Origin of the sequence: Asaia sp. As-1742 (assembly GCF_011753235.1) — a bacterium.
In the GTDB taxonomy this organism is placed as follows: Bacteria; Pseudomonadota; Alphaproteobacteria; order Acetobacterales; family Acetobacteraceae; genus Asaia; species Asaia bogorensis_B.
The window spans coordinates 110,922-136,695 of the sequence record NZ_VWWA01000008.1 but is presented as its reverse complement, the minus strand read 5'-3'; the positions used below and the strand labels follow the sequence as shown (position 1 = coordinate 136,695).

General features: G+C 60.3%; 26 protein-coding genes. 12 read left to right on the top strand and 14 right to left on the bottom strand.

What is annotated here, in order from left to right:
* Positions 1-532: 532 nt before the first annotated feature.
* Complete coding sequence (locus tag F3J08_RS12580; RefSeq protein WP_023977862.1) at positions 533-745, bottom strand: CsbD family protein; 213 nt, start codon at positions 743-745, stop codon at positions 533-535.
* 225 nt (positions 746-970) lie between these two features.
* On the opposite strand from F3J08_RS12580, the gene F3J08_RS12575 reads away from it, so the two are divergent.
* Together F3J08_RS12575 and ybaK are read left to right on the top strand one after the other, a co-directional pair.
* On the top strand, positions 971-1,870 hold the full coding sequence (locus F3J08_RS12575; protein ID WP_023977861.1) for a DMT family transporter: 900 nt from the start codon (positions 971-973) through the stop codon (positions 1,868-1,870).
* Between the two features lie 70 nt (positions 1,871-1,940).
* Positions 1,941-2,426, top strand: a complete 486-nt coding sequence (gene ybaK, locus F3J08_RS12570; RefSeq protein WP_166930340.1) for a Cys-tRNA(Pro) deacylase — start codon at positions 1,941-1,943, stop codon at positions 2,424-2,426.
* On the opposite strand, the gene F3J08_RS12565 is transcribed toward ybaK, so the two are convergent.
* A complete protein-coding gene (locus F3J08_RS12565) occupies positions 2,427-4,847 on the bottom strand; it encodes a TonB-dependent receptor (protein WP_166930338.1) in 2,421 nt (806 codons plus the stop codon).
* Positions 4,848-5,155: 308 nt separating this feature from the next.
* Here F3J08_RS12565 and F3J08_RS12560 point away from each other — a divergent pair, with 308 nt between their 5' ends.
* From F3J08_RS12560 to F3J08_RS12540, 5 genes are all read left to right on the top strand, one after another.
* Positions 5,156-5,854 (top strand): VTT domain-containing protein, encoded by a 699-nt coding sequence (locus F3J08_RS12560; RefSeq protein WP_166930336.1) that lies wholly within the window; start codon positions 5,156-5,158, stop codon positions 5,852-5,854.
* A gap of 247 nt (positions 5,855-6,101) precedes the next feature.
* Positions 6,102-7,406 carry a multidrug effflux MFS transporter gene (locus tag F3J08_RS12555; RefSeq protein WP_240149332.1) on the top strand — a complete coding sequence of 435 codons (1,305 nt, stop codon included), beginning with the start codon at positions 6,102-6,104 and terminating at the stop codon, positions 7,404-7,406.
* Positions 7,407-7,436: 30 nt separating this feature from the next.
* Positions 7,437-7,808 carry a response regulator gene (locus F3J08_RS12550; RefSeq protein ID WP_122049047.1) on the top strand — a complete coding sequence of 124 codons (372 nt, stop codon included), beginning with the start codon at positions 7,437-7,439 and terminating at the stop codon, positions 7,806-7,808.
* A 78-nt stretch (positions 7,809-7,886) separates the two neighbouring features.
* Entirely contained in the window at positions 7,887-8,438 is a 552-nt protein-coding gene (locus F3J08_RS12545; protein ID WP_062163981.1) for an adenine phosphoribosyltransferase, read from the top strand.
* A 108-nt stretch (positions 8,439-8,546) separates the two neighbouring features.
* Positions 8,547-9,392 (top strand): nitroreductase family protein, encoded by an 846-nt coding sequence (locus F3J08_RS12540; protein WP_166930335.1) that lies wholly within the window; start codon positions 8,547-8,549, stop codon positions 9,390-9,392.
* Between the two features lie 33 nt (positions 9,393-9,425).
* Here F3J08_RS12540 and F3J08_RS12535 read toward each other — a convergent pair whose 3' ends face one another.
* A complete protein-coding gene (locus F3J08_RS12535; RefSeq protein ID WP_240149331.1) occupies positions 9,426-10,013 on the bottom strand; it encodes a TetR/AcrR family transcriptional regulator in 588 nt (195 codons plus the stop codon).
* 122 nt (positions 10,014-10,135) lie between these two features.
* Here F3J08_RS12535 and F3J08_RS12530 point away from each other — a divergent pair, with 122 nt between their 5' ends.
* Positions 10,136-11,146 (top strand): SDR family NAD(P)-dependent oxidoreductase, encoded by a 1,011-nt coding sequence (locus tag F3J08_RS12530; protein WP_166930330.1) that lies wholly within the window; start codon positions 10,136-10,138, stop codon positions 11,144-11,146.
* A 242-nt stretch (positions 11,147-11,388) separates the two neighbouring features.
* Here the strand turns inward: F3J08_RS12530 and lldD are convergent, their stop codons facing one another.
* From lldD to F3J08_RS12515, 3 genes are all read right to left on the bottom strand, one after another.
* Positions 11,389-12,531, bottom strand: coding sequence for an FMN-dependent L-lactate dehydrogenase LldD (lldD, locus tag F3J08_RS12525; RefSeq protein WP_122038798.1), 1,143 nt, complete (start codon positions 12,529-12,531; stop codon positions 11,389-11,391).
* A gap of 301 nt (positions 12,532-12,832) precedes the next feature.
* A complete protein-coding gene (locus tag F3J08_RS12520; RefSeq protein ID WP_205206981.1) occupies positions 12,833-14,185 on the bottom strand; it encodes a YncE family protein in 1,353 nt (450 codons plus the stop codon).
* Positions 14,186-14,210: 25 nt separating this feature from the next.
* Positions 14,211-15,023 (bottom strand): creatininase family protein, encoded by an 813-nt coding sequence (locus F3J08_RS12515; RefSeq protein ID WP_370458732.1) that lies wholly within the window; start codon positions 15,021-15,023, stop codon positions 14,211-14,213.
* 355 nt (positions 15,024-15,378) lie between these two features.
* Between F3J08_RS12515 and F3J08_RS12510 the strand changes: the two genes are divergently transcribed.
* Together F3J08_RS12510 and F3J08_RS17415 are read left to right on the top strand one after the other, a co-directional pair.
* Positions 15,379-15,894: a DUF2721 domain-containing protein gene (locus F3J08_RS12510; RefSeq protein WP_122038796.1), complete on the top strand. Its 516-nt coding sequence runs from the start codon at positions 15,379-15,381 to the stop codon at positions 15,892-15,894.
* 180 nt (positions 15,895-16,074) lie between these two features.
* Positions 16,075-16,206, top strand: a complete 132-nt coding sequence (locus F3J08_RS17415) for a hypothetical protein (RefSeq protein WP_255493487.1) — start codon at positions 16,075-16,077, stop codon at positions 16,204-16,206.
* 104 nt (positions 16,207-16,310) lie between these two features.
* Here the strand turns inward: F3J08_RS17415 and F3J08_RS12505 are convergent, their stop codons facing one another.
* From F3J08_RS12505 to F3J08_RS12470, 8 genes are all read right to left on the bottom strand, one after another.
* A complete protein-coding gene (locus F3J08_RS12505; RefSeq protein WP_166930328.1) occupies positions 16,311-17,963 on the bottom strand; it encodes a glycosyltransferase family 39 protein in 1,653 nt (550 codons plus the stop codon).
* A gap of 8 nt (positions 17,964-17,971) precedes the next feature.
* The gene (locus tag F3J08_RS12500; RefSeq protein WP_062163974.1) at positions 17,972-18,697 is read right to left on the bottom strand and encodes a glycosyltransferase; all 726 of its coding nucleotides are present in this window, start codon (positions 18,695-18,697) and stop codon (positions 17,972-17,974) included.
* A 49-nt stretch (positions 18,698-18,746) separates the two neighbouring features.
* Positions 18,747-19,274: an ATP synthase F0 subunit B gene (locus tag F3J08_RS12495; protein ID WP_122038794.1), complete on the bottom strand. Its 528-nt coding sequence runs from the start codon at positions 19,272-19,274 to the stop codon at positions 18,747-18,749.
* Positions 19,275-19,286: 12 nt separating this feature from the next.
* Positions 19,287-19,889 (bottom strand): hypothetical protein, encoded by a 603-nt coding sequence (locus F3J08_RS12490; RefSeq protein ID WP_062163972.1) that lies wholly within the window; start codon positions 19,887-19,889, stop codon positions 19,287-19,289.
* Between the two features lie 22 nt (positions 19,890-19,911).
* Entirely contained in the window at positions 19,912-20,136 is a 225-nt protein-coding gene (locus F3J08_RS12485) for an ATP synthase subunit C family protein (protein WP_023977841.1), read from the bottom strand.
* 57 nt (positions 20,137-20,193) lie between these two features.
* Positions 20,194-20,943, bottom strand: a complete 750-nt coding sequence (locus F3J08_RS12480; RefSeq protein ID WP_062165669.1) for a F0F1 ATP synthase subunit A — start codon at positions 20,941-20,943, stop codon at positions 20,194-20,196.
* Between the two features lie 93 nt (positions 20,944-21,036).
* Entirely contained in the window at positions 21,037-21,378 is a 342-nt protein-coding gene (locus tag F3J08_RS12475) for an AtpZ/AtpI family protein (RefSeq protein ID WP_370458731.1), read from the bottom strand.
* A 127-nt stretch (positions 21,379-21,505) separates the two neighbouring features.
* Positions 21,506-23,146, bottom strand: coding sequence for a chloride channel protein (locus F3J08_RS12470; RefSeq protein WP_370458730.1), 1,641 nt, complete (start codon positions 23,144-23,146; stop codon positions 21,506-21,508).
* A 366-nt stretch (positions 23,147-23,512) separates the two neighbouring features.
* Here F3J08_RS12470 and F3J08_RS12465 point away from each other — a divergent pair, with 366 nt between their 5' ends.
* Together F3J08_RS12465 and F3J08_RS12460 are read left to right on the top strand one after the other, a co-directional pair.
* The gene (locus F3J08_RS12465; RefSeq protein ID WP_122038792.1) at positions 23,513-24,292 is read left to right on the top strand and encodes an alpha/beta fold hydrolase; all 780 of its coding nucleotides are present in this window, start codon (positions 23,513-23,515) and stop codon (positions 24,290-24,292) included.
* Positions 24,293-24,327: 35 nt separating this feature from the next.
* On the top strand, positions 24,328-25,737 hold the full coding sequence (locus F3J08_RS12460; protein WP_166930324.1) for a M20/M25/M40 family metallo-hydrolase: 1,410 nt from the start codon (positions 24,328-24,330) through the stop codon (positions 25,735-25,737).
* Positions 25,738-25,774 lie beyond the last annotated feature (37 nt).

Below are 25,774 nucleotides of genomic sequence, written 5' to 3'. Positions count from 1 at the left end.
AAAGCGCCGCCAACATATCCCTTCCATAACCTATTCAATTTTCAAAGAACCCTACCTAACCTACTGATCTTACTCAGTCTTTCAGGCAGTCACCGCGGCGTGTTCCGCTGCGGTGAACGGGCTTTTACGGAAACCAGGGGGGGTTGTCAAACACTTCCTCAAATCCCCCAAAACCCACGCCATACATGGGCCACACCCGATTCCTCTCCCCACACACACCCCAATCCAAACCAAAAAAGTCCAAAAAAAACGAAAAAACTCACACCACAGGAAACGCAGGACTCAAATGACCACCAACGCGAACCGCCTCAATCCTCACCGCCAAACCCGTCCGGTCATCCGTCTCACAATGCGAAGGGGAGGATGCCGAGAGCGGGTTGCCGAGAGCCGCCGTGCTTTTGGTAAGTGCTGCCCCTGCCTGCTTGATCGCCATATCGTCGAACCAGCGCTCATGGCGCGAGGGACAAGCGATACAGGCGCAAAACGCAAAAACGCCCCGCAGAGGCTGCGGGGCGTTTTTCGTGAGTGAGGCTCAGAGCTTGTTGAAGCCGTCCTTGACGCTGTCGATGCCGTTATTGACGGCACTCTTGACGTCACCCTTGGTCTTTTCGGCCTTGCCTTCAAGATTCTGGGCGGCACCTTCGGCCTCCAGCTTCTCGTTATGGGTCAGCTTGCCGGTTTCTTCCTTGATCGAGCCGACCACCTGCTTGACGGTGCCGCTGACCTTATCCGTGAATGAGCTCATGACGCTGTTCCTTCTCGCTGGGCCCTGCCCCTCGGTCATCCCTCCGGAAGATCGACCCTGATGTCGCCGCCGGGATGCCTGCGCAGGGCAGCACAGCCTTTTCAACGCGGCATCCGGAACAAAGTCGCATCGATCGCCCTGTTTCCAGACAAAACCCGTCTTTTTTTAATTCCCCGATCCCGTAATGTGAGCAAACCCTGACGCCCCAATCAAGAAAGATCCAGAATGGCCCCCTTCCTGTTTTTCGCCGTCGTCATTCTCTGGGGGCTCACCTGGTTTGCCATTCACCTCCAGATTGGTGGTACGACCGCCGATGTGGCTATTTTCTGGCGATTCGTCCTGTCAGCAACCCTGATCGGGGGCGGACTGGCGTTGACAGGCAAACTGCGCCTTCCGCCCAGACCGGCATGGCCCTGGATCGCAGGAATGGGCGTCTGTCTGTTCTCCTGCAACTTCCTTGGCATCTACAGTTCGGAACTCTATCTGCCGAGCGGTACCGTCTCGGTGGTGTTCAGCATGGCCACCCTGTTCAATACGCTCAATCTCTGGCTGTTCTTTCGCAAGACGCCCGATCTGCGCGTGCTGGCTGGCGGTATTCTGGGTGTCTGTGGCGTGGCCCTGCTTCTGGCAGGGGACATGGCGCATGAAAACTGGCATCTGATGCTTGCAGGCATGGGCTTTGCCCTTCTGGGCACCTTCCTGTTCTCCTGCGGCAACATGCTCTCGCGTCACCTCGCCCGGTTCGACATCAGCCTGACCAACACCATCTTCTGGGGCATGATCTGTGGCGCGACCTTGCTGGCGGTCATCATCCCGCTGTCAGGACATGGTTATGGTTTCCCGCTTACGGCACGCTGGCTGGGTGGCCTGCTCTATCTGGCCCTCTTTGGCTCGGTAGCGGGTTTTCTGTTCTATCTCGAACTGGTTCGTCGCATCGGTGCCGACAAGGCCGCCTATGCCACCATTCTCTCCCCCGTCATTGCGCTGGGCATGTCTGCCTTCTTCGAGCAAGTTCACTGGTCCATTCCCATGCTGGCAGGGCTGGTCCTGATCCTGCTTGGCAACGTGCTGGCATTCCTGCGCCGCAAGCCCCTGCCCCAACCCGTTGAGGTGGAGCAGGGCTGAGACCGGTTTGACAGAATGAGGGTCCGGTTTTCTGATGGTCGTCTGACACCCACCTTCGGGAGACGATCTGATGAAACCCGCCTCCGGCCAGACCCCTGGCCTCGCCCTTCTGGAAAAAGAGGGTATTGCCTACACGCTGCACAGCCATGAATACGACCCCGATGCCAGTCGCAAGGGCCTGCAGGCAGCAGAGTCACTCGGTGTCGCACCGGAGCGCGTTTTCAAGACATTGATGGTCTGGGTGGACAAGGACAAACCCGCCTGCGCGGTTATCCGCTCGGATCATAAACTCCACCTCAAGGCTGTTGCGGCGGCGCTGGGCGGCAAATCGGCCGCCATGATGGCCCCACCCGATGCCGAGCGCCTGACAGCCTACAAGACTGGCGGCATCAGCCCCTTCGGACAAAAAAAACGCGTGCCGATCCTTCTGGACCGACACGCGCTTGAGCAGGAAACGATCTTCGTAAATGCAGGCCGCAGGGGGCTGCAATGCGAGATCACCCCGGAACCGACCGCCAGCCATTTTGGCTGGACGGTAGCGGCCCTTGCAGAATGATCAGAACCCGGTGGAGAGCGTGACCATCGCCGAGAACGGCGGGTTGAGGTAGTAGGACGGCTGACCACCCGTGGCGATCATGGTGCCATACACACCCTTGGTCGGGTTCAGATTGGTGGTGAAACCATACACGCCGTTACGGAACTTGGCGCCCGTCAGGTTGGTCATGTTCAGCTGGATCTGCGGTGACTTCATGAAGCCCTTGTTCTTGAAGCGATAGCCGATACCGACCTGGTTGGTGACATATTGCGGGATCGAGCTGTCATTCATGAAGCTGGCATATTGCTTGCCAACATAGATGACCTGACCCGAGAACCAGAAGCTGCCATCGTCATAATCGAGGCCGAACTTGGCCTGCTTGGAAGGCGAACGAATGGCGATCTTGCCAGCCGTCGGCAGCAGATCGTTGTTCACGCGAATATTGTTGTCGATGGTCGAGTGCAGATATTCGAACGTTGCATAGGGGCGGATATGGTGCCAGGCGCGTGTGGCGATCTGGATATCGACGCCACGCGTGGTCTGGCCACCAGCGTTGACGGTCTGGCTGTAGCTCGCGCCTGCCGTCCCGTCATAGTAGTTGAGGGTCTGCTGACGGTTGGTCAGGTTGTAGTTGAAGAACGAGATCGAACCGACGATCAGCTCACCGTTATAGCGGTAGCCCAGCTCTTCCTGAATGGTATATTCCGGCTTGGACGGGCCACCCCTCTGGGTCTGCCTATTTGCCGTGTTGTAGTAATCGACCAGCGAGGTGTTGGACGGCGCCTTGAAGTTGGTGCTGCCCGACACATAGATCTGGTGCTGCCTGTTGAAGTTCCAGGCGATGCCGATCTGCGGCAGCGGCTCAGGCGTATGCAGGTTGCGGTTGTACTGCGTGCCCGGCGTGTAGTTGTACATGCGACGGGTGACCATCGCTTCCTTGAAGCCGATCTGGATGTTCAGGCGGTCATTGAAGTACTTCATCGTGTCGCCGATGAAGATCATGTTGACCTGCGTGAGCGACAGGAAGTCACGGGCGCGGAAAGGCTGGCCTGTGGTCGTCTTGATGACGTCCGTGGTGCCCCAGATGTTGTTCGCTTCACCAGTCGACTGGTTCACGATGCCATAGGGCGAATACTGGTAGAGATTGGCATACTCGTACCACCAGCCCAGCGAGATATCGTGGTGATGATCGGGCTTGTAATGCAGCGAGATGGTATTGCCGGTGCGGAACTGCTCCTGGTTCGACGGCGCCAGCGCCAAAGCGCTCTTGGCACCACCCAGATTGAGTTGGACGGCTTGGTTGCCCATATAGCTGGCGGCATTGATGACCGAAGCACCCGTGCCGTTGCCGATGCCGTGCCAGAAATACAGTGAATCCTCGAGCGTCAGCTTGGGCGTGATGACGATGTGGGTTGGCAGGGCTGCAACCACGTTCTCGAACGGGTTAACGTGCAGCTTGTAATAATTGGCACCCGCTGCGTTCGGACCTGCATAATCCGTGGCATAGTTGGTTGAATAACCGGTCGTGCGCCACTGGCTCAGATTCGGGGCCAGATAGAAATCGTTGGTCTGGTCGTTATAGGCCACGGTCAGACCGGTATGGCTTCCGTTGCGGAAGTCCTTCACCATCTTGAAATCGTAGTGGTACTTCTCGGCCTGGCCGGGGCCACGCCACGTGTTGCCCTTGGTGTGGCTGAACGCAAACATGGCGCGTACGCCGCTATTGCCGATATCACCGGAGTTCAGACGAATGAACTGACGGAACGTGTCGAACGAGCCGAAAGACACATCCATCACCCCGCCAAAGCGATGCGTCGGATTGCTCATGGTCATGGTCGTCATACCAGCCGAGGCGCTCAGCACCGGGGTATCAAGATTGACCGAGCCCGGCTGCATCGAGACGCTCTCGAGGTTTTCGGATTCGAGCACTTCGTTGGCGTAAAACTGGCCACCACCGATATCGTTCAGCGGAGCCCCATCGAGCAGCCAGCCGATTTCCGTGGTGTCGAAGCCGCGCACGTTGGTCTGACCCGTATAGAGACCGAAAGGATCGGCCTGGGTGACGTTCGCGGCAGGCATCATGGCGATGACCTGCTGCAGGTTCACGCTCGGCGCCAGCTTGGCGATGAAGTCATGCGTAATGGTCTGGACAGCCTTGGGGGCCGTCTCGACGCGCAGCAGGCCAGCACCCGGCTGACGGCTACGGCTGCTACGGCCGGTGACTGCAATTTCTTCAGGCTGCGAGCGGGCCATGACAGGCTGAGGCGCCGGGCGCATGGCGGGGGCGACAGTACCCGCGGCCGGTGCCGTTGTAACAGACGAGGCTGCTACGGGCCTGGCTTTTGTCGTCCGGTGTGTGGACGCATGGTGCTTGTTACGGGTCGGCGCGGCGGTCGATACCTGGACGCTGCCTGCAAGGGCTGTGCCTGCAAGAAGCATCATAAGACAACGATGCGTGAAACTGGACGACATAGAGTGGCGTTTCCCTCGGCACTGGACAAAAAGGACTGGCTCTACTCGACATCAACAATATCGTTACGATATCGGACAGAAACCTACTTCCCGGCTACCAGTTACGTTGAGCAACAGCAACGAAAGCCGCGTGACAATTGCGCAGTCATGACAGAATCGTCACGCACTGTTACCCATCTGCATCATAGCGTGCTTCCTAAAGCGTTCACGGGCTGCTAATCGCTCCGCATATCCTGCGATGGAGCCTTGCCCTGCCTGCTTTCCGCCCCGCCGACCGCGTGCCGCCCAGAAATCTCTGGAAGCCCGCACTTACGATTATCGTTCTGGTGGGGCTGCTTGTGATCGCACGCGAATTTCAGGTGACACGCTCCGTGCTGACCCTGATCGAAAGCTGGAAAAACAATCCCGCCGCGCCGGTGCTGTTTCTGCTGATCGGTATCCCCTACAGCCTGTTCGGGCTGCCGCGTCAGGCGCTTTGTCTCGCGGCCGGGCTGGTATTCGGCGCGGTCATCGGCTTTGCCCTGTCCACGATTGCCTCGCTCACGGGTGCCCTGCTCGGCTTTATATGGATGCGCCGTCTGGCCTCGACCCAAACGCGTGAGCGCTGGCAGGCGCGATTCAGGGGGAGGCTCCAGCTTATCGGGCATGTTCTGGCGCACTCGCCTTTTCAGGCTGTGCTGACCTTGCGGCTCCTGCCCGTGGGGTCCGCCATCATGGTTACGGCGGCGGCTGGACTCTATGGTGTACCGCTGGCGGCTTTCGGCTGGGCCACGTTGCTGGGCGCCATCCCCCAGAACCTGGTTTTCGTCCTGATCGGTGCCGGGGCGCAGCTTGGGCAGAATATCCAGATCGGTCTCGGATTGCTGCTTTTTGCCGGATCATCCTTTCTCGCCTGGTTCCTGCTCGCCAGAGCGCGTCGAGAGGGTAGCGCGCTCGCCCAGTTGGCGGACAAGGCCGACCCCGATCAGCCTGTGTGATATGCCCCTGCGTCGCGCTCAAAATTGACTCCGGAGAGGGAGTTCTCGTGGGTGATATTTGCGGCAGGTCAAAAAAATCATTGAAAAACGGCCGGGCTGCGATATCTGACACCTCATCGCCAGAGACTGGCCAAAAAGCTGCCTTCTTAAAACCGCCTTCTCCCTGTTGCGCTTGATGAGCGTGACGCCCGGCCGAAACGGGGCATTCGTCCTTATCTCACAGTCCTTTATCCAGCAGGAGCGCCTCATGGCCTCTCCCGACGGGATCTCTCTTTCTGTTACCCCAACATCGGGGCTTCAGACCGACTCAACTCAGCCGCCTGTTGTCATGCCCAGCTGGCTTCCCCTGCTGCTCGGGTTTCTGACCGCGGTGGGGCCGGTCTCGACCGATATCTACCTGCCTGCCTTCCCCGCGCTGGAGAAGTCTCTGCATTCCCCCGCAGGAAGCGCCGGCATGACGCTCTCAGCGTGGATGGTAGGACTTGCCATCGGGCAGATCAGCATGGGGCCACTTGCAGATCGCTTCGGACGGCGCATCCCGATGCTGCTTGGCATGATCGTCTATACGGCGGGCAGTGTCGGCTGCGCCATGGCGACCACCATGAGCGCCATGTGCTTCTTCCGGCTCATTGCGGCCATCGCCGCGTCGGCCAGTATCGTGATCCCGAGTGCCTGCGTGCGCGATCTCTCCACGGGGAACGAAGCCGCAAAGCTCATGTCGAAGCTCATTCTGATACAGGGAATTGTGCCCATTCTGGCCCCGATGCTGGGGGGCATCGCGCTCGACTATATCAGCTGGCGGGCCATTTTCTGGGTCTCGGCTGTCTATGGCGGCCTTTGTGTCCTGCTGCTGCTGCGCGCCTTTCCCGAGACGCTGCCGCCTGAAAGCCGCCGCGAACTGCGCCCCCTCTCCCTGCTGCATCGCTATCTTTCCATCGCCCGCGAGCGCTGCTTCATCACCAATGCCCTGGTCTGGGGATTCTGCGGCTTCCTGTCCTTTACCTATCTCACAGCCGCGCCGACCGTGTTCGAGCATATCTTCGGTTTCACGCCTGCCCATTATGGCATGTTGTTCGGCCTGTTTGCGGTCTGCATGATCGGGTCGTCACAGATCAATGGGGCTCTGGTTGGGCGTGTCAGTTCATCGGCCATGCTGGGCTGGGCGCTGGTCATTTCGATTCTGGGGGCCATCGCGTTGCTGGTTGTGGTGATGCTGGCCGAGCAATATCCCGGACCGACACATCATATCCGCCCTGTCATGCTCATCCCCATCGTGGGCTGCATGATGATCACGCTGGGCATGACCGGCATTATCGGCCCCAATGCGATGGTCGGCGCACTCAGCAACCAGTCACAGTTTGCAGGGAGCGCCTCGGCATTTGCCGGCACCATGCAATATGCGCTGGGATCGCTCGCCAGTACGGCCATTGGCCTTCTGCCTGCCAACAGCCCGATGCCCATGGCCGCGCTGATGCTGTTTGCCGGGTTGATGATGGGCGTGTTTGCCATATTGCGCCCCCACGGCCACAAGACGGTATCGTCAGCAAAATGATCGTCTGGCCCAATGGTGGAGAGTTAACGCATGTCCGATTCGCCTGTCCTTCTTGTCGAGGATGACGATTCTGTCGCCCTGATCGTCGAGACGATCCTCTCCACCCTTGGCAAGACTGTCCTGCGGGCCGGCTCAGCCCAGCAGGCCATTGCGCTTGCAGGCTCTGATGCCCCCGGCCTGATCATCACCGATCTCAATCTGCCCGGTGACATGGGGGGCGATGCGCTATCCCTGCATCTGCGCAAGGCTCAGCCCGCACTACCCGTTATCCTGATCTCGGGAGATTTCGACGATGATACTGCCCGCGATGATCTGGTGCCTGGCGCGGTGATCCTGCCCAAGCCTTTCCGGCGGGCTGCCCTGCTTGAGGCCATTGAAAAGGCCACGGCGCGCGCAGTCTGACATTTACTTTCGAGACCCGAACCGGCTAGATGCCGCGCCTTTTGATGATCTTGTAAAGCAGGGAAGAGAAGCAGGAACATGACCCAGACACCGATTCATGGCGATCAGCCCGAACTCGACCTCAAGAAGTATATTCGCGAGATCCCGGATTTCCCCAAGCCCGGTATCCTGTTTTACGATATCTCCACCCTGATCCGTAACGCCGATGCATGGCAGATCGCGACAGCCCGTCTGGCCCGCGCCATCGCACCGTGGCAGCCCGATCTGCTGGCCGGGATCGAAAGCCGCGGCTTCCTCACGGCGGCGCCAGTTGCCATGCGCCTTGGCTGTGGTTTCATCATGCTGCGCAAGCCGGGCAAGCTGCCGGGCAAGACCATCTCGCTGAAATACGGGCTGGAATATGGTCAGGACGAGCTGCATATCCAGGAAGACGCGATCAAGCCCGGTCAGCGCGTGGTGGTGCTGGACGATCTGCTCGCCACGGGTGGCACGCTCGCCGCCTCGATCCGCCTTCTGAAGAATGTCGGGGCCGAGGTTGTGGGCACGTCGGTTCTGGTCGAGCTTGACGGTCTGGGCGGCCGTGAGAAGCTGGACGCCCCCCTCCATTCGCTTCTAACCTACCCGGCCTGAGGGCCAGCCCAAGGCCAGACAGCCGGCGCGTATGACCCGTGGGGGACGCCTTGTCCCCCCGATACGCTCTGGCGGTCATGGCAGGCCCCGTTCTGATGGAGCCTCGTCATGACCGATCGCCTCTCCTCGCTCTGGCAGCAGCGTTACCGCACGCCCCTCCCCGCACCACTCGAGACGTCGCAAAACGCGGCTCCCATCTGCCAGAGCGCCGTTCTCGACAGCCTTCTCTCTCATCGCTCGGTCAGAGCCTATCGGCCCGATGCCCTGCCAGAGGGCACACTGGAAGCCGCCATTGCGGCGGCCCAGTCCGCCGCAACGTCGAGCAACCTTCAGTGCTGGAGCGTTATCGCCATTGAGTCGTCAGAGCGACGCGAGGTTTTCGCGCGGCTCTGCGGCAATCAGGCTCATGTCGCCGCCGCGCCGCTTTTTCTCGTCTGGCTGGCTGATATCTCACGTCTGGAACGCCTTGCCACACAAGCAGGCCAGCCTGCCGAGGCGCTCGACTATACCGAATCCTTCCTTATAGCGGCCATCGACGCAGCTCTGGCCGCGCAGAATGCCGTGGCCGCCCTCGAAGCAGCGGGGCTTGGAACTGTCTATATCGGTGGGCTGCGCAATCATCCGCGTGAGGTCGCAAAGGAGCTCGACCTGCCAAAGGGCTGCGTCGGGCTTTTTGGCCTGTGCGTGGGCTATGAGGATGAGACACGCCCCGCCAGCATCAAACCGCGCCTGCCCCAACGCGCCGTACTGCATCGAGACCGTTACGACACCAAGCAGGAAGCTGAAGCCATCGCCAGCTTCGATGCGGCTGACAACGCCTTCCAGCAGGAACAGTCGCTGCCGCCTCGCCTCTGGTCCGAGGCCATGGTCAAACGCGTCGTTTCACGTGAAGGCCTGCATGGCCGCGATACGCTGCTTGCCTCTCTCAAGGTCCTCGGTTTTCCGATGAAATAGGCTTGCGCCCAGCCGGACAGCTTTCCTCGCCTCTCAGGAGAGCTTCGGCATGGTTGCGTCCGGTCTGGCACCGCTCAGGATGATATCAATGAACTGGACGGCCTGTTCCGGACGGTCGCCCGCAATCGTGCAGACACCATAAACCGCGCGTAGCATATCCATCGGATCCACATCATCGCGCAAATCCCCCTGCGCGACACAGGCGGCAGCGAGTTTCTGCATGGTTTCGACAATGGGACCGCCCGTGCGGGCGTAAAGTGCTGATGAACCACCGGAGAGCGTATTGAAAACGGGCGTCATGGCCTGCTTCGTGGCGGCATAGCCGACAAAAAGCCGCATCCATGCCCGCAAGGCCTCAAGCGGGGGATGAGTCGCACGAAGCGTATCGGCTGCGCCGAGCAACTGGTCACGCTCGTCTGCATAAACAGCCTCGATCAGGGCAGAACGATCGGCGAAGTGACGATAGAGCGTGCCGACACCCACACCCGCACGGGCTGCGATTTCGTCCATGCGTATATCGGTCTCACCGGTCACGAAGGCCTGGCGTGCTGCGGCCATCAATGCCTGACGGCTCCGCTGCCCATCGGCGCGGGGGCGCCTTTGGCGCGGCGTCTCGCCCATGATCATTGTCCCCTTGTTAAACGGAATTTGATTCCGTATATGTAAAGCGGAGTATGCTTCCGTTTAGCGCGCGTCCTGTCGGCCGGCAAGATGTGTGCGCCTTATGCCCTGCGAGGCTGTTCATGTCTGCTCTTACTTCCTCTCCCGCTACACCGGCAACGACGCCGGACACCAAGTTCAATGCGCAGTCCACCACCGATGATGTGCTTGCCGGTCTCTCCCTGGCCGGGAAACGCTATCTCGTTACCGGTGTTTCTGCCGGTCTTGGGGTCGAGACTGCCCGTGCCCTGGTGGCTCATGGTGCCGAGGTTGTCGGCACGGCCCGTGATCTGGCCAAGGCAACCAGGGCGACTGCCAGCATCGACCCGACACGCCTGCAAATCGAGAAACTTGCGCTCGATGACCTGGCAAGTGTCCGTGACTGCGCCAAACGCCTGCTGGCACAGGGCATGACATTCGATGCGATCATTGCCAATGCAGGTGTCATGGCCACACCGCAGGGTGTGACGGAGGACGGTTTTGAGACCCAGTTTGGCACGAACCATCTGGGTCATTTCGTCCTGGTAAACCGACTGATCCCGCTGGTCAGGCCCGGTGGACGCGTGGTCATGCTTTCCTCTGCCGGGCACCGCTACAGCGATGTCGATCTGGAGGATCCGGGGTTCCTGACAACAGACTATACGCCCTTCGGCGCTTACGGACGATCCAAGACAGCCAATATCCTGTTTGCGGTCGCGCTGGATGCCCGGCACAGGGCACGCGGCATACGGGCCGTTGCCATGCATCCGGGCGGAATCGCTACCGAGCTGGTGCGCCACATGGCTGAAGGTGAGATCGAGGCCATGATCGAGCACATCAACCAGCAGGAGGCCGAAGCAGGTCGACCGCCTTTTCGCTTCAAGACCATTCCTCAGGGGGCTGCCAGCGCTGTCTGGGCCGCGACACGCGCGGAACCGTCAGAGATCGGCGGCCGCTATGGTGAAGATTGCAGCATCAGCGCGATTGTGCCAGATGACCAGCCGCTTGGAATTACCATTCCCGGCGTGCGCGCCTATGCGGTTGACCCTGAACGGGCCGAGGCTCTGTGGACCCTGAGCGAGAATATGGTGGGTGAAACCTTCCCTACACCGTGATCTGTGAAAGCGGCCTCGCCAATCACACGAGGTCGCGCACCCTCCGGGAACATTGCACCATTGACTGGGCAGGATCGCCCTCGCTCATTGCTATTGGCAGGAATAGCTGGCCCCGCTCTGTCGCCAACGGCCTGATCCGCCTATCGACCGGGTGAAGCCAAGACTTCAGCGAGCGGTGACGGCAAATCCAGAGTTCTCCCAAGGATCAGATCGGTCCCTGCCCTCACCCCCAGCTCATGCGCTCAGCCAAGAGCCCTGACGAGGCTTTCCGATGTGATCTGATCGATGGAACGGGCGCCGGTTAGGGTCATCGCCACACGCAACTCCTTCTCCATCAGGTCGAGTAGCTTCTCCACACCACGCTGACCGTCTGCGGCAAGGGCATATACAAAGGCGCGGCCGAGCAATACAGCATCGGCGCCAAGGGCGACCATGCGGGCGATATCAAGCCCCGAACGCACACCGGAATCAGCCAGAATAGCCAGTTCACCCTTCACGGCATCGGCGATGGGCGGCAGGGCACGACAGCTCGAGAGGACACCATCGAGCTGTCGGCCGCCGTGGTTGGACACCACAATGCCATCTGCGCCAAAACGCACGGCGTCACGGGCATCTTCAGGATCGAGAATACCCTTGATGAGCATCGGGCCTTTCCAGAAAGTCCGGATCCATTCCAGATCCTTCCAGCTGATCGACGGGTCGAAGTTCTGCGCCAGCCAGCCGATATAGTCCTCAAGACCTGTCGGATTGCCACGATAAGCCGATATATTGCCCAGATCATGAGGCTTGCCTCTGACCCCAACATTCCAGGCCCATTCAGGATGGAGCACAGCCTGGGCAATGCGTCGTGCTGCGGCATAGGGACCGGACATACCCGAATGCACATCGCGGTACCGTGCCCCCGGTGTCGGCATATCGACCGTGAAGACCAGCGTTGTCACCCCGGCGTCACGCGCGCGCTCCAGCACATTGCGCATGAAGCCTCGATCTTTAAGCACATAAAGCTGGAACCAGATCGGGGCCGGGCTCTGGCTCTGCACCTCCTCGATCGGGCAGACAGAAACCGTGGAAAGCGTAAAGGGTATGCCCTTGCGCGCCGCAGCCCTGGCGGCCTGAACCTCACCGCGACGCGCATACATACCTGTCAGACCGACCGGCGCCAGGGCTGCGGGAATGGCAAATTTCTGCCCCAGCAGCGAGACCGATGTATCCAGACCCGAGACATTGCGCAGCACGCGTTGCCTCAGGGCGACATGGGAGAGATCCGCCTGGTTCCGACGCATCGTATATTCTGCATAGGCCCCCCCATCGATGTAGTGGAACAGGAAAGGCGGCAATTTGCGTCTGGCAGCCTTGCGATAATCCGTTGGGGCGGAAATCAGCATCGGGTCGGACTCCTGGGATCGCATCGTTACAATTGCATAAGCAAGGCCCGATCGCCCGACCGGGTCCAGTCACATCCCTGTGGCCCGCCCCCTGCTATCTCGTCTGCCGGGGAGCGACGAGAGGACGTGTCCTGCATCGAACACACGACCTTGGGTGAAGCCGAAGGGCTACCACAGGACGATTGATCGTCTATCCACGGTGTTTCAGCGTAAGGGACGTCGGCGCCGTATGACCCGTCGGAAAATAACGGGCCTTCCATTCCGGGCGGCACGGCCTGAAGCCGCCCGGATGGCTATAGACTTAACGCAGGATACCGGTGTGACCCACGCTGTAACGGCCTGGTTGCGGCCAGACGGTCAGACCATGCGGCTCAGCCCCCACGGGGATTTTCTTCACATCGCCGGTCTCGGTGTTGATGGCATAGGCCACATCATCGAAACGGCCGGAGAGCCAGAGGAGCTTTCCATCGGCGCTGACATTGCCCATATCCGGGCTGCCACCGCCGGGGATCGGCCAGGTCTTGACGACCTTGTCTGTCGCGAAATCGATCACTGACACGCTGCCGGGACTGTGGCGCGGACCATGGATCTTATGCGATCCGCGATTGGCCACATACATGAACTTGCCGTCACGGCTCGGGTATTCGCCATGCGTACCGGGGCCGGTCGGGATGAAGCCGGTTTCCTTGAAGCTGTCACCATCGACCACGAACACACCATCGGCGTGCATATCGGCAATGTAGAACTTATGGCCGTCCGGGGCAGTCAGGATATCCTGCGGCATCCCGCCCTTCGACAGTTTGAGATACCCGATCAGGCTACGATTGACCGTATCGATCTTGGCCAGATACCCGCCGAATTCGCAGGTAAAAATGGCATAACGGCCATCGATCGAGAAGTCGGCATGGTTGATGCCCTTGCACTGCGGCGCCTCAACCGAACCGATAAGGGCCATGGTATGCGGGTCACGGAAATCCAGGCGCTCATGCGCTTCGGCCACCACGATGGCGTATTTGCCATCCGGGGTGAAATACATGTTGTAGGGGTCGTCCACCGTGACAGCAGGGCCCGGTTTGCCCGTGCGCGGGTCGATCGGGGTCAGGCTGCCATCATTGCTGCCCTCGGCATTATTGGTGACCCATAATGTCCGCAAATCCCAGCTGGGCACCACATGCTGCGGGCTGCGACCCACCTTGAAGGTGTCGACCACCTTGAACGTCGCGGGATCGATGACCGAGACGCTGTTGCCACGCAGATTGGGTACATAAACCCGCGCCAGATCATCCTTGATGGCCGGCGAGATCTTGCCCGAAATCGTCTCGCTATAGATGTTTTTGGGGTCAATGACCGCAGGCATGCCGGGAATGGTCTGCACAGCACCGGCAACCGGGGTGGCCGCGTTCGTCACGGCCGGGGGCGTCACCTGAGCCACGGGGGCGACCGGCGTTGTGCTGGATGGAGGCGCGGCAGCCGGCGTTGTGGCGGTAGAAGCCGTGGCTTGTGAGGTCACACCCGACGCAGCGGATGATGCTGTAGCCGGTGCGGACGCCGCCTGTGCCGGAGCTGCAGGGGTTTCCTGCGCACGTGTCGCCTGGGCGGTGGCCAATGACAGGCCAACCAGCGAGACGATGAACGCGTGATGTGAAAACTTCATAGATGCTCCTTGATAACGGTTCTGCCTAGCGTGACGCGCCGAGGGCATCGAGCGCCGCCTGAACCTGAATCGCTGTTCCGATCTGCCCCAGCGCCACAGTCGCCGGGCGCGGGTCGCCTCCATAAACACCCTGTGCGCTGTCTGGCAGCGCAGCACTGTGCAACGCCTGCTCACGCACCATCGTCGGATCGATGGCGAGCATGAGAGCCGTATCGCTCAGATCCGCATGTTTGCCCAAGTCCTTGCCATATCCCTTTTGCCTCAGGATTTCGGCATAGCGTGTGCCAATACTGTCATAATAGGCCGCGAGGTAGATGGCCTCGCCCTGACCACGCCACTTATTGTTCAGCTTGTCCACCGCCGCCTTGAGATAGGACAAATACCCGCCGTGGTCGGCAATAAACACGACACGCCTGAAACCCTGGACATGAAAGCTGTCCCCCGCGCCCATGATCAGCCCCTCAAACACGGCAGGCGGGATCGAGATCGTCCCGGCAAAACGCATGTGGGAGGTGCGGGGGGAGGTTCCGCCTTCAGGAACATAGGCAATGACCGGCGCGACAAGCGTATGGCCCAGTCGGGCGGCAATACGTTCCGCCTGCACTTCGGCCCGCACATTGTGCTTGCCGACGGCAATATAGGGGCCGCTTTGCTCGGTTCCCCCTACGGGCACGATGATCGTATCTGTCCCGGACTGGATGCGGGACTGGATTTCGGTCCAGGTCAGCCTTGCAAAGGATACCGTCTCGGCATGACCTGTGGACGGACGAATGACACAGGTCAGCGCCGAGGCAACCAACAGACAGGCCGCACGCCTGACACCGGGAATAAAAGCCAAACCGAGATCTTTCACCGGAAAACTTGACACACGAAACGCCTTGCCCCTCGTCTGCCGGGCCTGAGCGGATCAGGTTTTAACATAGCTGTAGCGGTGCGCCAGAGAGGCGCTCCAAAAGACCACCCCCAAGGCACAGTGCCCCTGCTTGCCGCTATATCCCCTTCATTTTGCGACCAGCCCTTACTGCTGCCCCGCCAATGCCGTGCCCCCATCGGGGCAAACCGCATGACGCGGCACAAGGAGCAGAACCAGCCGCCCCTTGCGCTGTCATGTTGCAGAGTTTTGCCAGCACTGTAAAACCTGCTGGCTCCCACGCAGTCCGGCTTTCACGCCTTCATTTCAGGATAGCATTCTCATGGCGCTCGACCCCGTCGGCCTCAACGCCCTTCTGGCCCCCGAACCCATCGACAGTGTTGCCCATGTCATTCAGGTCGCTCTGACACCAGTCTTCATGCTGTCAGGTGTCGCCTCGCTGCTGACCCTGTTCAACACGCGTCTGGCACGGGTTTCGGACCATGTGGAGGAAGTCGCCCATCGCCTGCAGGACGACCATGAGGAGGACCCGGATGAGACAGCGCGGCTGACGCGCCACCAGAATCGGCTGCGTCGGCGAGTCTTTGCTCTGGATTGCGCCATCATGCTGGGCGGCGTTGGCGGGGCCTCCACCTGCGGCGCGGCACTGGCCCTGTTTCTGGGCAGCCTGCACAACAGCCAGACAGTGGCCTGGCTGATCTTCCTGTTCGGAGGTGCGCTGTTCTGTACGGTCGGAGCGCTGTCGTCCTTTCTGGTGGATACGCTTCTGGCCTGGCATGGCCTGAAAAGAGATGGAGCCCTGCCCAAGCCCGTAACCACCATCAAAGCAACAAGATAGGCCTCGGGACACCTTGAGGGGATATTTTATTTCGTCAAATACCCGAAGGTAAAATCCAAATAGAAAACGAAGTCGTTCCATGCGTTTATTGCATTGCTGGAACGCGTTTTGAGCGATTGCTTCGGACCGGTTTTGGGCGCTCTTACCGCGCCCACACACCAGATACCTTAGGAATAGCTTATGTTCACCGTTGAAATCCTCAACCTCGTCTCGCATCCGCTTAGCGCTCTGAGCGCTCTGACGATGGCTTCTTTCATTCCCGTTATTGGCGCTTTGCTGGTTGCCACCATCGCAGCAGATCGTACGGCCTGATTTAATATCATACATACTCATGAATACTTGAAGAAGAGAGCAATTACCCGTTTGGGCATCATCCCGTCTTCAAGAAATTCATCACTGTTGCTTGCTCCCCGCCCTTAACGGCGGGTCGGTGCAAACAATCCCAGATCCAGCTTGTGACCATTGGAATAGTTGAGCCCGGTCACGCGGCCATATTCCGTCAGGGCAACGCCCTGCCCGTCCAGCGCTGAGCGAAGCGCTGCCTCGTCCTTGCGATCGACCAGCACCAGAGAACACGCCATATTGGCTGTGAGATACCGTGCGGCATCGGGCACGCCGAGCAGCTTCGTGTTCGATCCGGCCAGAAACGCCAGGCTGGGCTCCGAGTAGGATACCGAGACGAGCGTGCTATCCTCACAAGGCTTGTAATCCTCGTAAAGCGCCGCGGCGCGGGGCGCGAGCTGCAACAGGCCAAGATTGGGTATGACAGTGAGGAAGATGCCGGCATGGATCACAACAGCCGCGCTGATCATGACCCAGGCCGCCTGAAGGCGCCGCGCTTTCCACAAAAGCCAGAACCCGTAAACCACCAGAGGCAGAGCGCCTGCCACGGCAATCGACGCGCCAATATCGAAGCGATGTTCGCTCTGCCATAGCAAGGCGAGTCCAGCCACGGCAAAAACCAGGGCCAGTGCGCCCCAGAGCAAACCGTAGACTCCCATCAGCCCCCGTGCCCACAAGGCAGAGGGTCGACGCAGCGGCCACCTGACCAGCGTGGCCGCTACCAGAATGGCAATCGCGGGGTAGGTGGGCAGAACATAATGCGGCAGCTTGGTCGCGATTGCCTCGAAAACCAGCCAATGGGGGACGATCCAGCACAACAGAAAGCGCACGGCAGGCTCGCGGTGACGCGCCCAGATGGCAGGCAGACCCAACACCAGAAAAAGCGAACCGGGCCAGAAGGCGAGCAGGAACACTACGGCGTGAAAGCCCGGCGGCAAGCCATGCGCCTGCTGCCCGTGTCCGATCTTGCCAAGGAAATTGGTTCCGACTGCCCGTGAGAAGAAAGCACCGTGGCTGACCACGCCAATCGCGATGCACCAGGGCAGCACGACAGCCAGAGTGACCAGCCAGCCCCATGAAGGGCGCAAACGCCGGAACCAGCTCGCCTGCTTTTCGATCACGCGCAGGGCGAGCGGTGTGGCAAGCCCTGGAATGAGAACGACCGGCCCCTTGAGCATGAGCCCACAACCCAGCGCGCCCCAATACAGAAGCGCGATGGTGACCGGCGTTTCGCGGTTGCGCTGGGCATCGAGATAAGCGCGCAGCAAGGCCGTCTCGACCAGCAGGATATCGAGCAGCAAGACGGTGTCGATGGTCGCCATCCGCCCTTCGGCCGTCAGCAGCGTCGAGACTGCCAGAAGGGCCGCAGCGACAAGGCCGGTCATTCCACCAAAGAGCAGGGATCCCAGATAAGCGGTCAGGGTCACTGCCGATACGGCGGCAATCAGGCTCGGGATTCGATAGGGCCAGGCAACATGACGGTCATGAGGACCGCCAAAGAGTTTTTGCGCCGTTGCCTCCAGCCAGTAAATCCCAGCGGGCTGCAGATAGCGGGGCTGATCGAGAAAACGGACATCGATGAAATTGCCGCTCTCGAGCATCTGGGCCGACGCTTCCATATAGCGCGGCTCATCGCGATCGAGCGGCACGAGGCTCATGCGCCCAGGCAGAAAAATTGCCAGCGTCAGCAGCGCTACGCCAAGGTAATGGCGCCAGGTCAGAGTCATGAGAGCCCTCAGCGTTCGGTTACGCGGCCCGGCAGTCTCGTGCGATTGAGCAGCCACATGACACCCAGAAGATCACGGATGCCGACGAGCGCGCGATTGAGATTGGTATATTTGGACTGGCCGTGCAGACGCGCCCGGTGACGGGTCTCGACACAGATCAGCTTCGCCCCGTAGCACCCGAGAAGGGCGGGCAGAAAGCGATGCACACCCTCGAATTGCGGAATGCGCAGGAAGGTATCACGGGCAAACAGCTTCATGGGGGCGCCCGTATCCGGGCAGCCATCATTGAGCAGGCGACGACGCAGCCCGTTGGCCAGTCGCGTGGCGATCACGCGTGAAAGACGGTCGTTACGCTTGAGGCGAACGCCGACAACCAGAGGTTCGCCCTCCTTGAAGGCTTCGGCACGTTTGAGCATGTCGATAATGACTGCGGGATCATCCTGACCGTCGCCATCCAGCGTGGCAATCCAGCGTCCCTGGGCCGCCTCGATGCCGGTGCGCAACGCCGCAGACTTGCCCCGGCACCGATCATGGCTCAGCAGACGCAGGGCAGGAAGGAGGCTTTCGCGGGCAGAGAGGAGTTGGGGCACCGTCGCATCGCGGCTGCCATCATCGACGAAGATGATTTCGATATCCGGCGCGTTCTCGAACACATTCGCGAGTTCCTCGCAAACGGGGCGGATATTCTCAGCCTCATTCAGAACGGCGATAACGATGGAGAGACGAATGGTCATGGCAGAAACCGCCTATGAATTGTCCGGGCCATGAAGCCCGGACAGATGATCAGGCCGCGTTCTGGTTGCGCGATCCGGCTTCGTTGGAAGCCTTCAAAGCCTGTGGCAGATCACTGATGCCACGGTCAAGCAGGGCTGAGGCGCCTGCCTGCTCGGCAGTAAGATGCTGTGTCAGCAGGCTGCGTGTCGCCTTGATGGCTGCATCGGCAGCCATTTCGCGCACTTCGCGAATGGCTGCGCGCTCTGAAGCCGCAATGCGGTCGCGGGCCATCTGCTCGCGGCGGGCTGCCACAGCTTCTGCCTCGCGACGGGCGTTTTCGGCAATGCTGGCCGCCTCGGCGCGTGAACGCTCGATCAGGGCACGGGATTCTGCCAGAGCCTGCTCACGCTCACGCGTGGCATCCTCCAGCATCTTCTCGGCCTCGCGGCGCAGACGGCTCGCCTCATCCAGATTCTTGCGAACCTGGTCAGCGCGGGCATCGAGAACGGCTGCAATGGCCGCCCATAGTTTGCGTCCGAAGAACAGGAAGAACAGGACGAAGGAAATAGCGACATAAAAACGCTGGTCATGAAACATCGCGTGCTCTCCTCAGCCCTTGCTGGCCGCAAGCCCGGCCTGGACCGCGTCCTGCACCTGAGCTCTGGAAACCGCATTTTCCAGACCTGCGGGGCGCAGCAGCTTTTCGATCAGGCTCTGGGCCGTCTCAGTAGCGACTGTCGGCAGGCTGGCAAGCGCTTCGGCACGGGCAGAAGCAATGCGCTTTTCAGCTTCGACAATATCGGCATGGAGCCGATGGTTCATTTCGTGGGTCTGTGCCTCGGCAGCCATACGGGCTTCGTGAACGACCCGGTCGATATTGGCCTGAGCCTGTGCAGCCGCGTCGTGGCGAGCGCGACGCAGTTCGTCAACGGCGCGGTCAGCGTCGTCACGGGCACGGCGGGCAATATCGAGATCGCCCTCGATCCGGTTGCGTCGATGGGTCAGAACCCCTTCGATGCGCGGCAGGGCCGAGCGGCTCAGAATGACGTAAAAGACCGCGAAAATGACAGCGCCCCAGACCACCTGCCCGATGAGCAGGGGGTTGGAGAAGTCAAGCTGCGGCATGCCAACGGCCCAGGCCCGTCCCGGCACAGTGCCGAGCGCAAGCACGACGGCAAGCGTGGCAGCGAGGTTTCGAGACGGAAGGCGCATGACTGTTACCCCTGCCTCTGGATCAGACGAAGAGGATCAGGAAGGCGATGAGGAGAGCGAAAAGCGCAACGGCTTCCGTCAGCGCGAAGCCGAGCATGCCGAGGCCGAACACGTGCGGGCGTGCAGCCGGGTTGCGGGCGATCGAGCTCACCAGCGTCGAGAAGATGTTGCCGAGGCCGATGCCGACACCGGCAAGAGCGATAACAGCAATACCGGCGCCAATTTCGCGAGCAGCAGAGACGTCCATGAGTCAGGTTCCTTGGTTACGACGAAACAACAGTTGAGCGTGGGTCGCGGCGAGCACTCAGTGCGCCACAGCCTCACGCAGATAAATGCAGGTGAGGATGGCGAACACATAAGCCTGCAGAACGCCCACCAGCAATTCCAGAGCCGTCAGTGCGACATTGATGACGACAGGCGCCACAGCCAGCACTGACCCGAATGCCCCAAGACCCGCCAGCATCAGGGTAAAGCCAGCGAAAACTTCGAGCAGAACGTGACCAGCCATCATGTTGGCGAAAAGTCGGATCGACAGGCTGACAGGTCGCGAAAGGAAAGAAAGGATCTCGATCGGCACCAGAAGCGGCGCGAGGAACACAGGGGCGCCATCGGGCAGGAAATGCGCGAAGAACTTGAAACCCTGGTGCTTCAGCGAAGCGAGAATAGACACCACGAAAACCAGCAGGGCCAGCGACACGGTCACGGCAATATGGCTGGTAAAGGTGAAGCAATACGGGATCAGGCCGAGATAGTTACCGGCCAGAATGAAAAAGAACAGCGCGAATACGAACGGGAAGAAGGCGGTGCCTTCCTTGCCGATCGTCTCTGTCGCCATGTTATGGATGAAGTCATAGCCCAGTTCTGCCGCTGCCTGCAGACGACCCGGGACAACAGCTGCTGGGCGCATCCCGATATACAGGAAGGCCAGAACAAGGATGACAGCCACCAGCATGAAAGCCGGAGACTGACTGAAGCGCAGCGCCTCGCCAATCTGCCCGAGAACAGGATGAAGCTCGAACTGGCCGAGCGCGTCAATCGTTGATCCGGCGGCCAAGCTGCCTCTCCCGTTTACGATGCAGACTTCCAGGCTCATGCCGGAAATCCATGAAACTCACAGTTGAAGGGTGCAGCTTGCGCCTTCACCCCGTCAGACGTTGGCGTTTTTCACCGCACGCCAGACATTCAGCATTCCTGCTGCACCGCCGATGAGCGAGAACAGGATCAGGAAGAGCGGTTTGGTGCCACACAGGCGATCAAGCCCGTATCCCATAACCACACCGACAACCAGCGCCGCGACCATTTCGGTCCCGATCCGCATTGCCAGCCCGAATGCCGAATAATCGGCATTGCTCTCATCCCCTGTGGAAACCGAGTCCGACTTTCCGCTTTTGCCGCGCATCCGGAGTTCTGCATCGGCCAGCCTCTTGTTGAAGCTGTCGGCGCCTTGCTCCGCCTGCGAGGAAACGTTCAGGTCGTCCTGTGCGCCCACGATTCCATACCTCGCTTTTCTCCCCTGTGCGGGGAGTCCTTGGTGCGCGTCTGCTACCCATGTCGACGTGTCGTGTCAACGCCTCGTAACTGCAGGACAATGATTTCTTGGCCCTGTCATGACCGCGTTACTGGCCCCTCACCTCGCCTGTCAGCTCACGTCTCGTTCTGTCCAGTGCCTCTGCGTAACGACGCAGCACATATTTCTCGCTCAGCAGCCCCACGACACGACGTGAGAGACGATCGGCGATCACAACAAGGGCATCGGCCTCGGCCTGCTCGAAAAACGCGGCTGCTTCCCGGCAGGTCATCTCCGGCAGCAATGTCATATCCTGATGCAGGGCCAGATCGCCAAGCATCCTGTCATCAGGGTGATCCGGCGCATGAACCTCGGACAGAAGCACGATTCCACGATACGTTCCGGATACATCCACCAGCACGATCTGCGGCGTTGCACCAAGAGGACAGCATTGCCGCGCCTGACCAAGCAGGGTGTCAGGAGTGAAACATGTCATCTCATGGCGCATCATCCGCCCCACCGTCAGTTCACGCAGCCAGCTGATATCGATGGCAGAGCGAATCGATTCGCCGCGCTGATGAAAGCGCCATGTGGCAAATGAGTAGCCAAACAGACGCCGCACCGTGAGCAGGGACATCACACTGGCCAGCAGAACACCGCTTGCCAGAGAAAGATCAGCCGTCATCTCAAGGATAAGGCAGGTCATGGTCATCGGCACACCGATGATCGCCACCGCCGTGGCACTCATACCAAGAATGGCGCAGGTGGTCACTGACAAGGCCGCCGGGAAGACCGCTGTCAGCCCATGCCCGAAAATCGACCCTGAAAACACGCCGAGAAAAAGCGAAGCGAAGAACAGGCCGCCGCGAAAACCGCTCCCGATCGAGATGGACGAGGCAACAGCCTTGAACACCAGCAAAATGACGAGTGTCGAGACTGGCAACCCTTCGACCAGCACCTTACGGACTGCTGCGTGGCCCGCAGACAGGATGGATGGCGAGTAAAGGGCGAGGCCACCCACCATCAATCCGCCAAGACCGGGCCTGACCCAGCCCGGCAGGGACAGCCGCCTGAACAGGCCCTCGGCAAATGTCACGCCATACATGACGGCAATGCCCGCGAGACCACATGTGACGCCAAGCAGCATGACCGGCAGGCTGTCACGCATTCCCAAAGCAGCATGCGGTAGCATGGTGACTGTCGCCGTTACCCCGCCAAGCAGGCGGACAACACCGACAGCACTGATGCTGGCGATCGCGACAGGGGCCAGATTGACGAGAGAATACGTCCCGATCACCAGCTCAAAGGCATAGAAGGCCCCTGCCAAGGGAGCATCGAACGCCGCACCAATAGCGCCCCCCGCACCGCATCCCACCAGAATACGCATATCGGCGCGCCGCACCCTGAACAGGGCGCCACATCGGGAGCCCAGAGCCGCAGCAATCTGCGAGAACCCGGCTTCGAGGCCGAGCGAGGCACCACAGCCATTGGACATGAAGGTCTGAAACGCCACGATGGCACTGTCACGCACCGACATACGCCCACCGTGAAGGGCATTGGCCTCGATCGGATCAACGGGGCGATGGCGGTAGCGCCGCGCGACGATCAGCCCGAACATGCCGAGCGCAAGACCGCCAAGGCAGGGCATGAGCACGGTGCGCCAGGGGGCGAGACGGTCAAGCCCTGAAAGCCTGCCATCATTATGCAGGTCGTAAAGCAGCCTGTGGGCCAGCAGTGTTGCCCGCGTCATGAGCCAGACACTCAATCCTGCAAAAATTCCGACACACGATGATAGGACAGTCAACCAGATTTCATTGGATCGGACGAGGGCGCGGGCATAGTAGGGCACATGCACCCTGTGGCGAATACGCCTGAAAGCCTGTCGCCGCGCAGTTCTGTGGAACCCTGAACCCAAGAGAGATCCTGACATGACTTTGAGGACCGAAGGAAAGCGCTGTCCTTATTGTCGTCCGGACTTGTCGCAGGCAACAGAAAACCCCAGACTTCCGCTCCATTCCGCCTTCAAGGCCCCATACTGGCCGCATTGCCGCCCCCATCGGGCAGCGCTTCACGCAATGGCCCCCGTCGTCCCTCTGCTCATAAGGACTCACCCATCGTGCTTCTGAACGTTATCGAGCGCCTCCCGGCCCAGCCCGCGGGTCATCCGCCGGTCGTGTTCCTGCATGGCCTGTTCGGACGCGCACGCAACATGGGGTTCCTCCAGCGCCAGGTAGCGCGTACCCATCGCACGCTTGCGCTTGATTTACGCAATCATGGCGAGAGCCCTCACGGGCCGATGGACTACCCGACCATGGTGGATGATGTGGTGGAAACCCTGCGTGCGCAGGAAGCCCTGCCCGCCATACTGGTGGGCCATTCCATGGGCGGCAAGCTCGCCATGATCATGGCGTTGCAATATCCCGAGCTCGTGGCAGGGCTGCTGATCGGCGATATGGCACCGGCCCGCACCGGCTTTGGGCAAGCCGCCCTGGCGGAAGCGATGCTGCATATCCACTTCCCCGACCATCTCGACCGACAGGAAGCCGACCAGCTTCTCGCCCGGGAAATTCCCAACCGGAGCGTGCGTGACCTGATGCTCCAGAATGTTCGCCTCGGCAGCGATCCGGGCTGGCAGATCGGCCTGAAGGACATCACCAACTCGATGCCCAACATCGAGAACTGGCCTTACATGCCCGAAGGCTATGTTTATGAAGGGCCGACCCTTTTTCTGCGTGGCGAGCATTCGCCCTATATCGGCAAGGATCATGAACCGGTCATGAGGCGGCTTTTCCCCCATTACCGGCTGGAAACGATCCCCGATGCCGGGCACTGGCTCCACGCGGACAATCCCAAGCTGTTTACCGAGAAAATGCTCGCCTTCATTGATACGATATGACCACCCGCCTTTTTTCACCAAGGTTTCGACCCGCCATGATCAGACGTGCTGCCCTGTTGCTGCTGTTGTTCCAGGCTGGCTATGCCCAACCCGGATTTGCACAGGCCGAGCCCCTGCCTGCCCTGACGCGCGAAGGCCTTCAGGCGCTGAATCTTGCCCAGTCCTCCATGGCGTTTCGCTCCGTTGCGGGTACCAGCAATGAAACCCCCGCCGTGGCCGATCTCTACCGCACGGCCCTGATCAATGGTGGCTTTGCCGCTGACACCATCTCCATTACCCGTCAGGACGATACCGCCTTCCTGGTCCTGCGCTGGCAGGGTCATGACCCGTCGCTCAAACCACTGGTGATTTCAGGCCATATGGATGTGGTGGCAGCCAATCCGTCTGACTGGAAGCATGACCCGTTCAAGCCCGTCACCGAGAATGGCTATCTTTATGGTCGCGGGGCGAGCGACATGAAGATGAGCAATGCCCTTGCAATTACGGCGCTCATCCATCTCAGGCAGCAGGGCTTCGTTCCGGATCGCGAGATCATTCTGGCGTTATCAGGCGATGAGGAAACGGAAATGAAAACGGGCCAGACCCTGGCCCGTATGTTCTCCAATGCCGCCGAGGTTCTCAACCTCGATGTTGGGGGAGGTGTGCTGGATGAGGAGACAAACCACCCCCTCTTCTACACATGGTCCGGTGCCGAGAAGACTTACGCTGACATCAATCTAAGCGTAGCAGACCCGGGCGGGCATTCCTCCGAGCCACGCCCGCGCAACGCCATCAACGTTCTGGCCGCGGCCCTGCTCAAGATCCAGGCCCACCCATTCCGGCCGGAACTCAATGCGCTGACACGCAGCTATTTCATGAATGCGGCGCGTTTCTCCTCCCCGCGCCTTGCGGCGGCCATGCGCGTCTTTGCCGCCACGCCGGACAACGCCAAAGCCGTTTCCGTACTTCGCGCCGAGCCTTCTCTGGTGGGCAGCATTGGCACAACCTGTGTTGTGACGACCATCCGTGGCGGCCATGCGCTCAATGCCCTGCCCCAGCATGCCGACGCCAATATCAATTGCCGTATTTTCCCCGGGCATTCGCGTCTCGACATCATCCACGAGTTAACCGAGATCATAGCGGATCCTTCCGTTCATCTTCAGGATCAGAGCGCTGGCACGGTCGAGACGCAGCCCTCGCCACTCGATACGCCCTTTGCCAGCGCCATAACCCGCGCCGCCCAGGCCGCTTATCCGGACGTGCCGGTTTTTCCGAGCATGAGTTCAGGGGCGAGCGACAGCATGTGGTTCAGAGCGCGCGGGATACCAAGCTATGGCGCCTGCCCGATTTTCATGAAATCCTCGGACAACTTTGCGCATGGCCTGAATGAGCGTGTTCCCCTTGCCGCCATCACGCCAGGGCTTCATTTTCTTCTCTCCCTGATACCCGCTCTTTCCGGACCCTGATTCCATGCGGGGGATATCCTCCCCGCCAGCCGCGCCT

Bases quoted from the DNA above. Each gene is read 5' to 3' on its own strand.
- F3J08_RS12545 (WP_062163981.1), top strand. From the start codon at position 7,887: ATGACCCAGACACCGATTCATGGCGATCAGCCCGAACTCGACCTCAAG.
- ybaK (WP_166930340.1), top strand. From the start codon at position 1,941: ATGAAACCCGCCTCCGGCCAGACCCCTGGCCTCGCCCTTCTGGAAAAA.
- F3J08_RS12460 (WP_166930324.1), top strand. From the start codon at position 24,328: ATGATCAGACGTGCTGCCCTGTTGCTGCTGTTGTTCCAGGCTGGCTAT.
- F3J08_RS12535 (WP_240149331.1), bottom strand. From the start codon at position 10,013: ATGGGCGAGACGCCGCGCCAAAGGCGCCCCCGCGCCGATGGGCAGCGG.
- F3J08_RS12470 (WP_370458730.1), bottom strand. From the start codon at position 23,146: ATGACGCGGGCAACACTGCTGGCCCACAGGCTGCTTTACGACCTGCAT.
- F3J08_RS12555 (WP_240149332.1), top strand. From the start codon at position 6,102: ATGGCCTCTCCCGACGGGATCTCTCTTTCTGTTACCCCAACATCGGGG.
- F3J08_RS12520 (WP_205206981.1), bottom strand. From the start codon at position 14,185: ATGAAGTTTTCACATCACGCGTTCATCGTCTCGCTGGTTGGCCTGTCA.
- F3J08_RS12500 (WP_062163974.1), bottom strand. From the start codon at position 18,697: ATGACCATTCGTCTCTCCATCGTTATCGCCGTTCTGAATGAGGCTGAG.
- F3J08_RS12495 (WP_122038794.1), bottom strand. From the start codon at position 19,274: ATGTTTCATGACCAGCGTTTTTATGTCGCTATTTCCTTCGTCCTGTTC.
- F3J08_RS12565 (WP_166930338.1), bottom strand. From the start codon at position 4,847: ATGATGCTTCTTGCAGGCACAGCCCTTGCAGGCAGCGTCCAGGTATCG.
- F3J08_RS12505 (WP_166930328.1), bottom strand. From the start codon at position 17,963: ATGACTCTGACCTGGCGCCATTACCTTGGCGTAGCGCTGCTGACGCTG.
- F3J08_RS12530 (WP_166930330.1), top strand. From the start codon at position 10,136: ATGTCTGCTCTTACTTCCTCTCCCGCTACACCGGCAACGACGCCGGAC.
- F3J08_RS12550 (WP_122049047.1), top strand. From the start codon at position 7,437: ATGTCCGATTCGCCTGTCCTTCTTGTCGAGGATGACGATTCTGTCGCC.
- F3J08_RS12580 (WP_023977862.1), bottom strand. From the start codon at position 745: ATGAGCTCATTCACGGATAAGGTCAGCGGCACCGTCAAGCAGGTGGTC.
- F3J08_RS12490 (WP_062163972.1), bottom strand. From the start codon at position 19,889: ATGCGCCTTCCGTCTCGAAACCTCGCTGCCACGCTTGCCGTCGTGCTT.
- F3J08_RS12485 (WP_023977841.1), bottom strand. From the start codon at position 20,136: ATGGACGTCTCTGCTGCTCGCGAAATTGGCGCCGGTATTGCTGTTATC.
- F3J08_RS17415 (WP_255493487.1), top strand. From the start codon at position 16,075: ATGTTCACCGTTGAAATCCTCAACCTCGTCTCGCATCCGCTTAGCGCT.
- F3J08_RS12540 (WP_166930335.1), top strand. From the start codon at position 8,547: ATGACCGATCGCCTCTCCTCGCTCTGGCAGCAGCGTTACCGCACGCCC.
- F3J08_RS12510 (WP_122038796.1), top strand. From the start codon at position 15,379: ATGGCGCTCGACCCCGTCGGCCTCAACGCCCTTCTGGCCCCCGAACCC.
- lldD (WP_122038798.1), bottom strand. From the start codon at position 12,531: ATGCTGATTTCCGCCCCAACGGATTATCGCAAGGCTGCCAGACGCAAA.
- F3J08_RS12575 (WP_023977861.1), top strand. From the start codon at position 971: ATGGCCCCCTTCCTGTTTTTCGCCGTCGTCATTCTCTGGGGGCTCACC.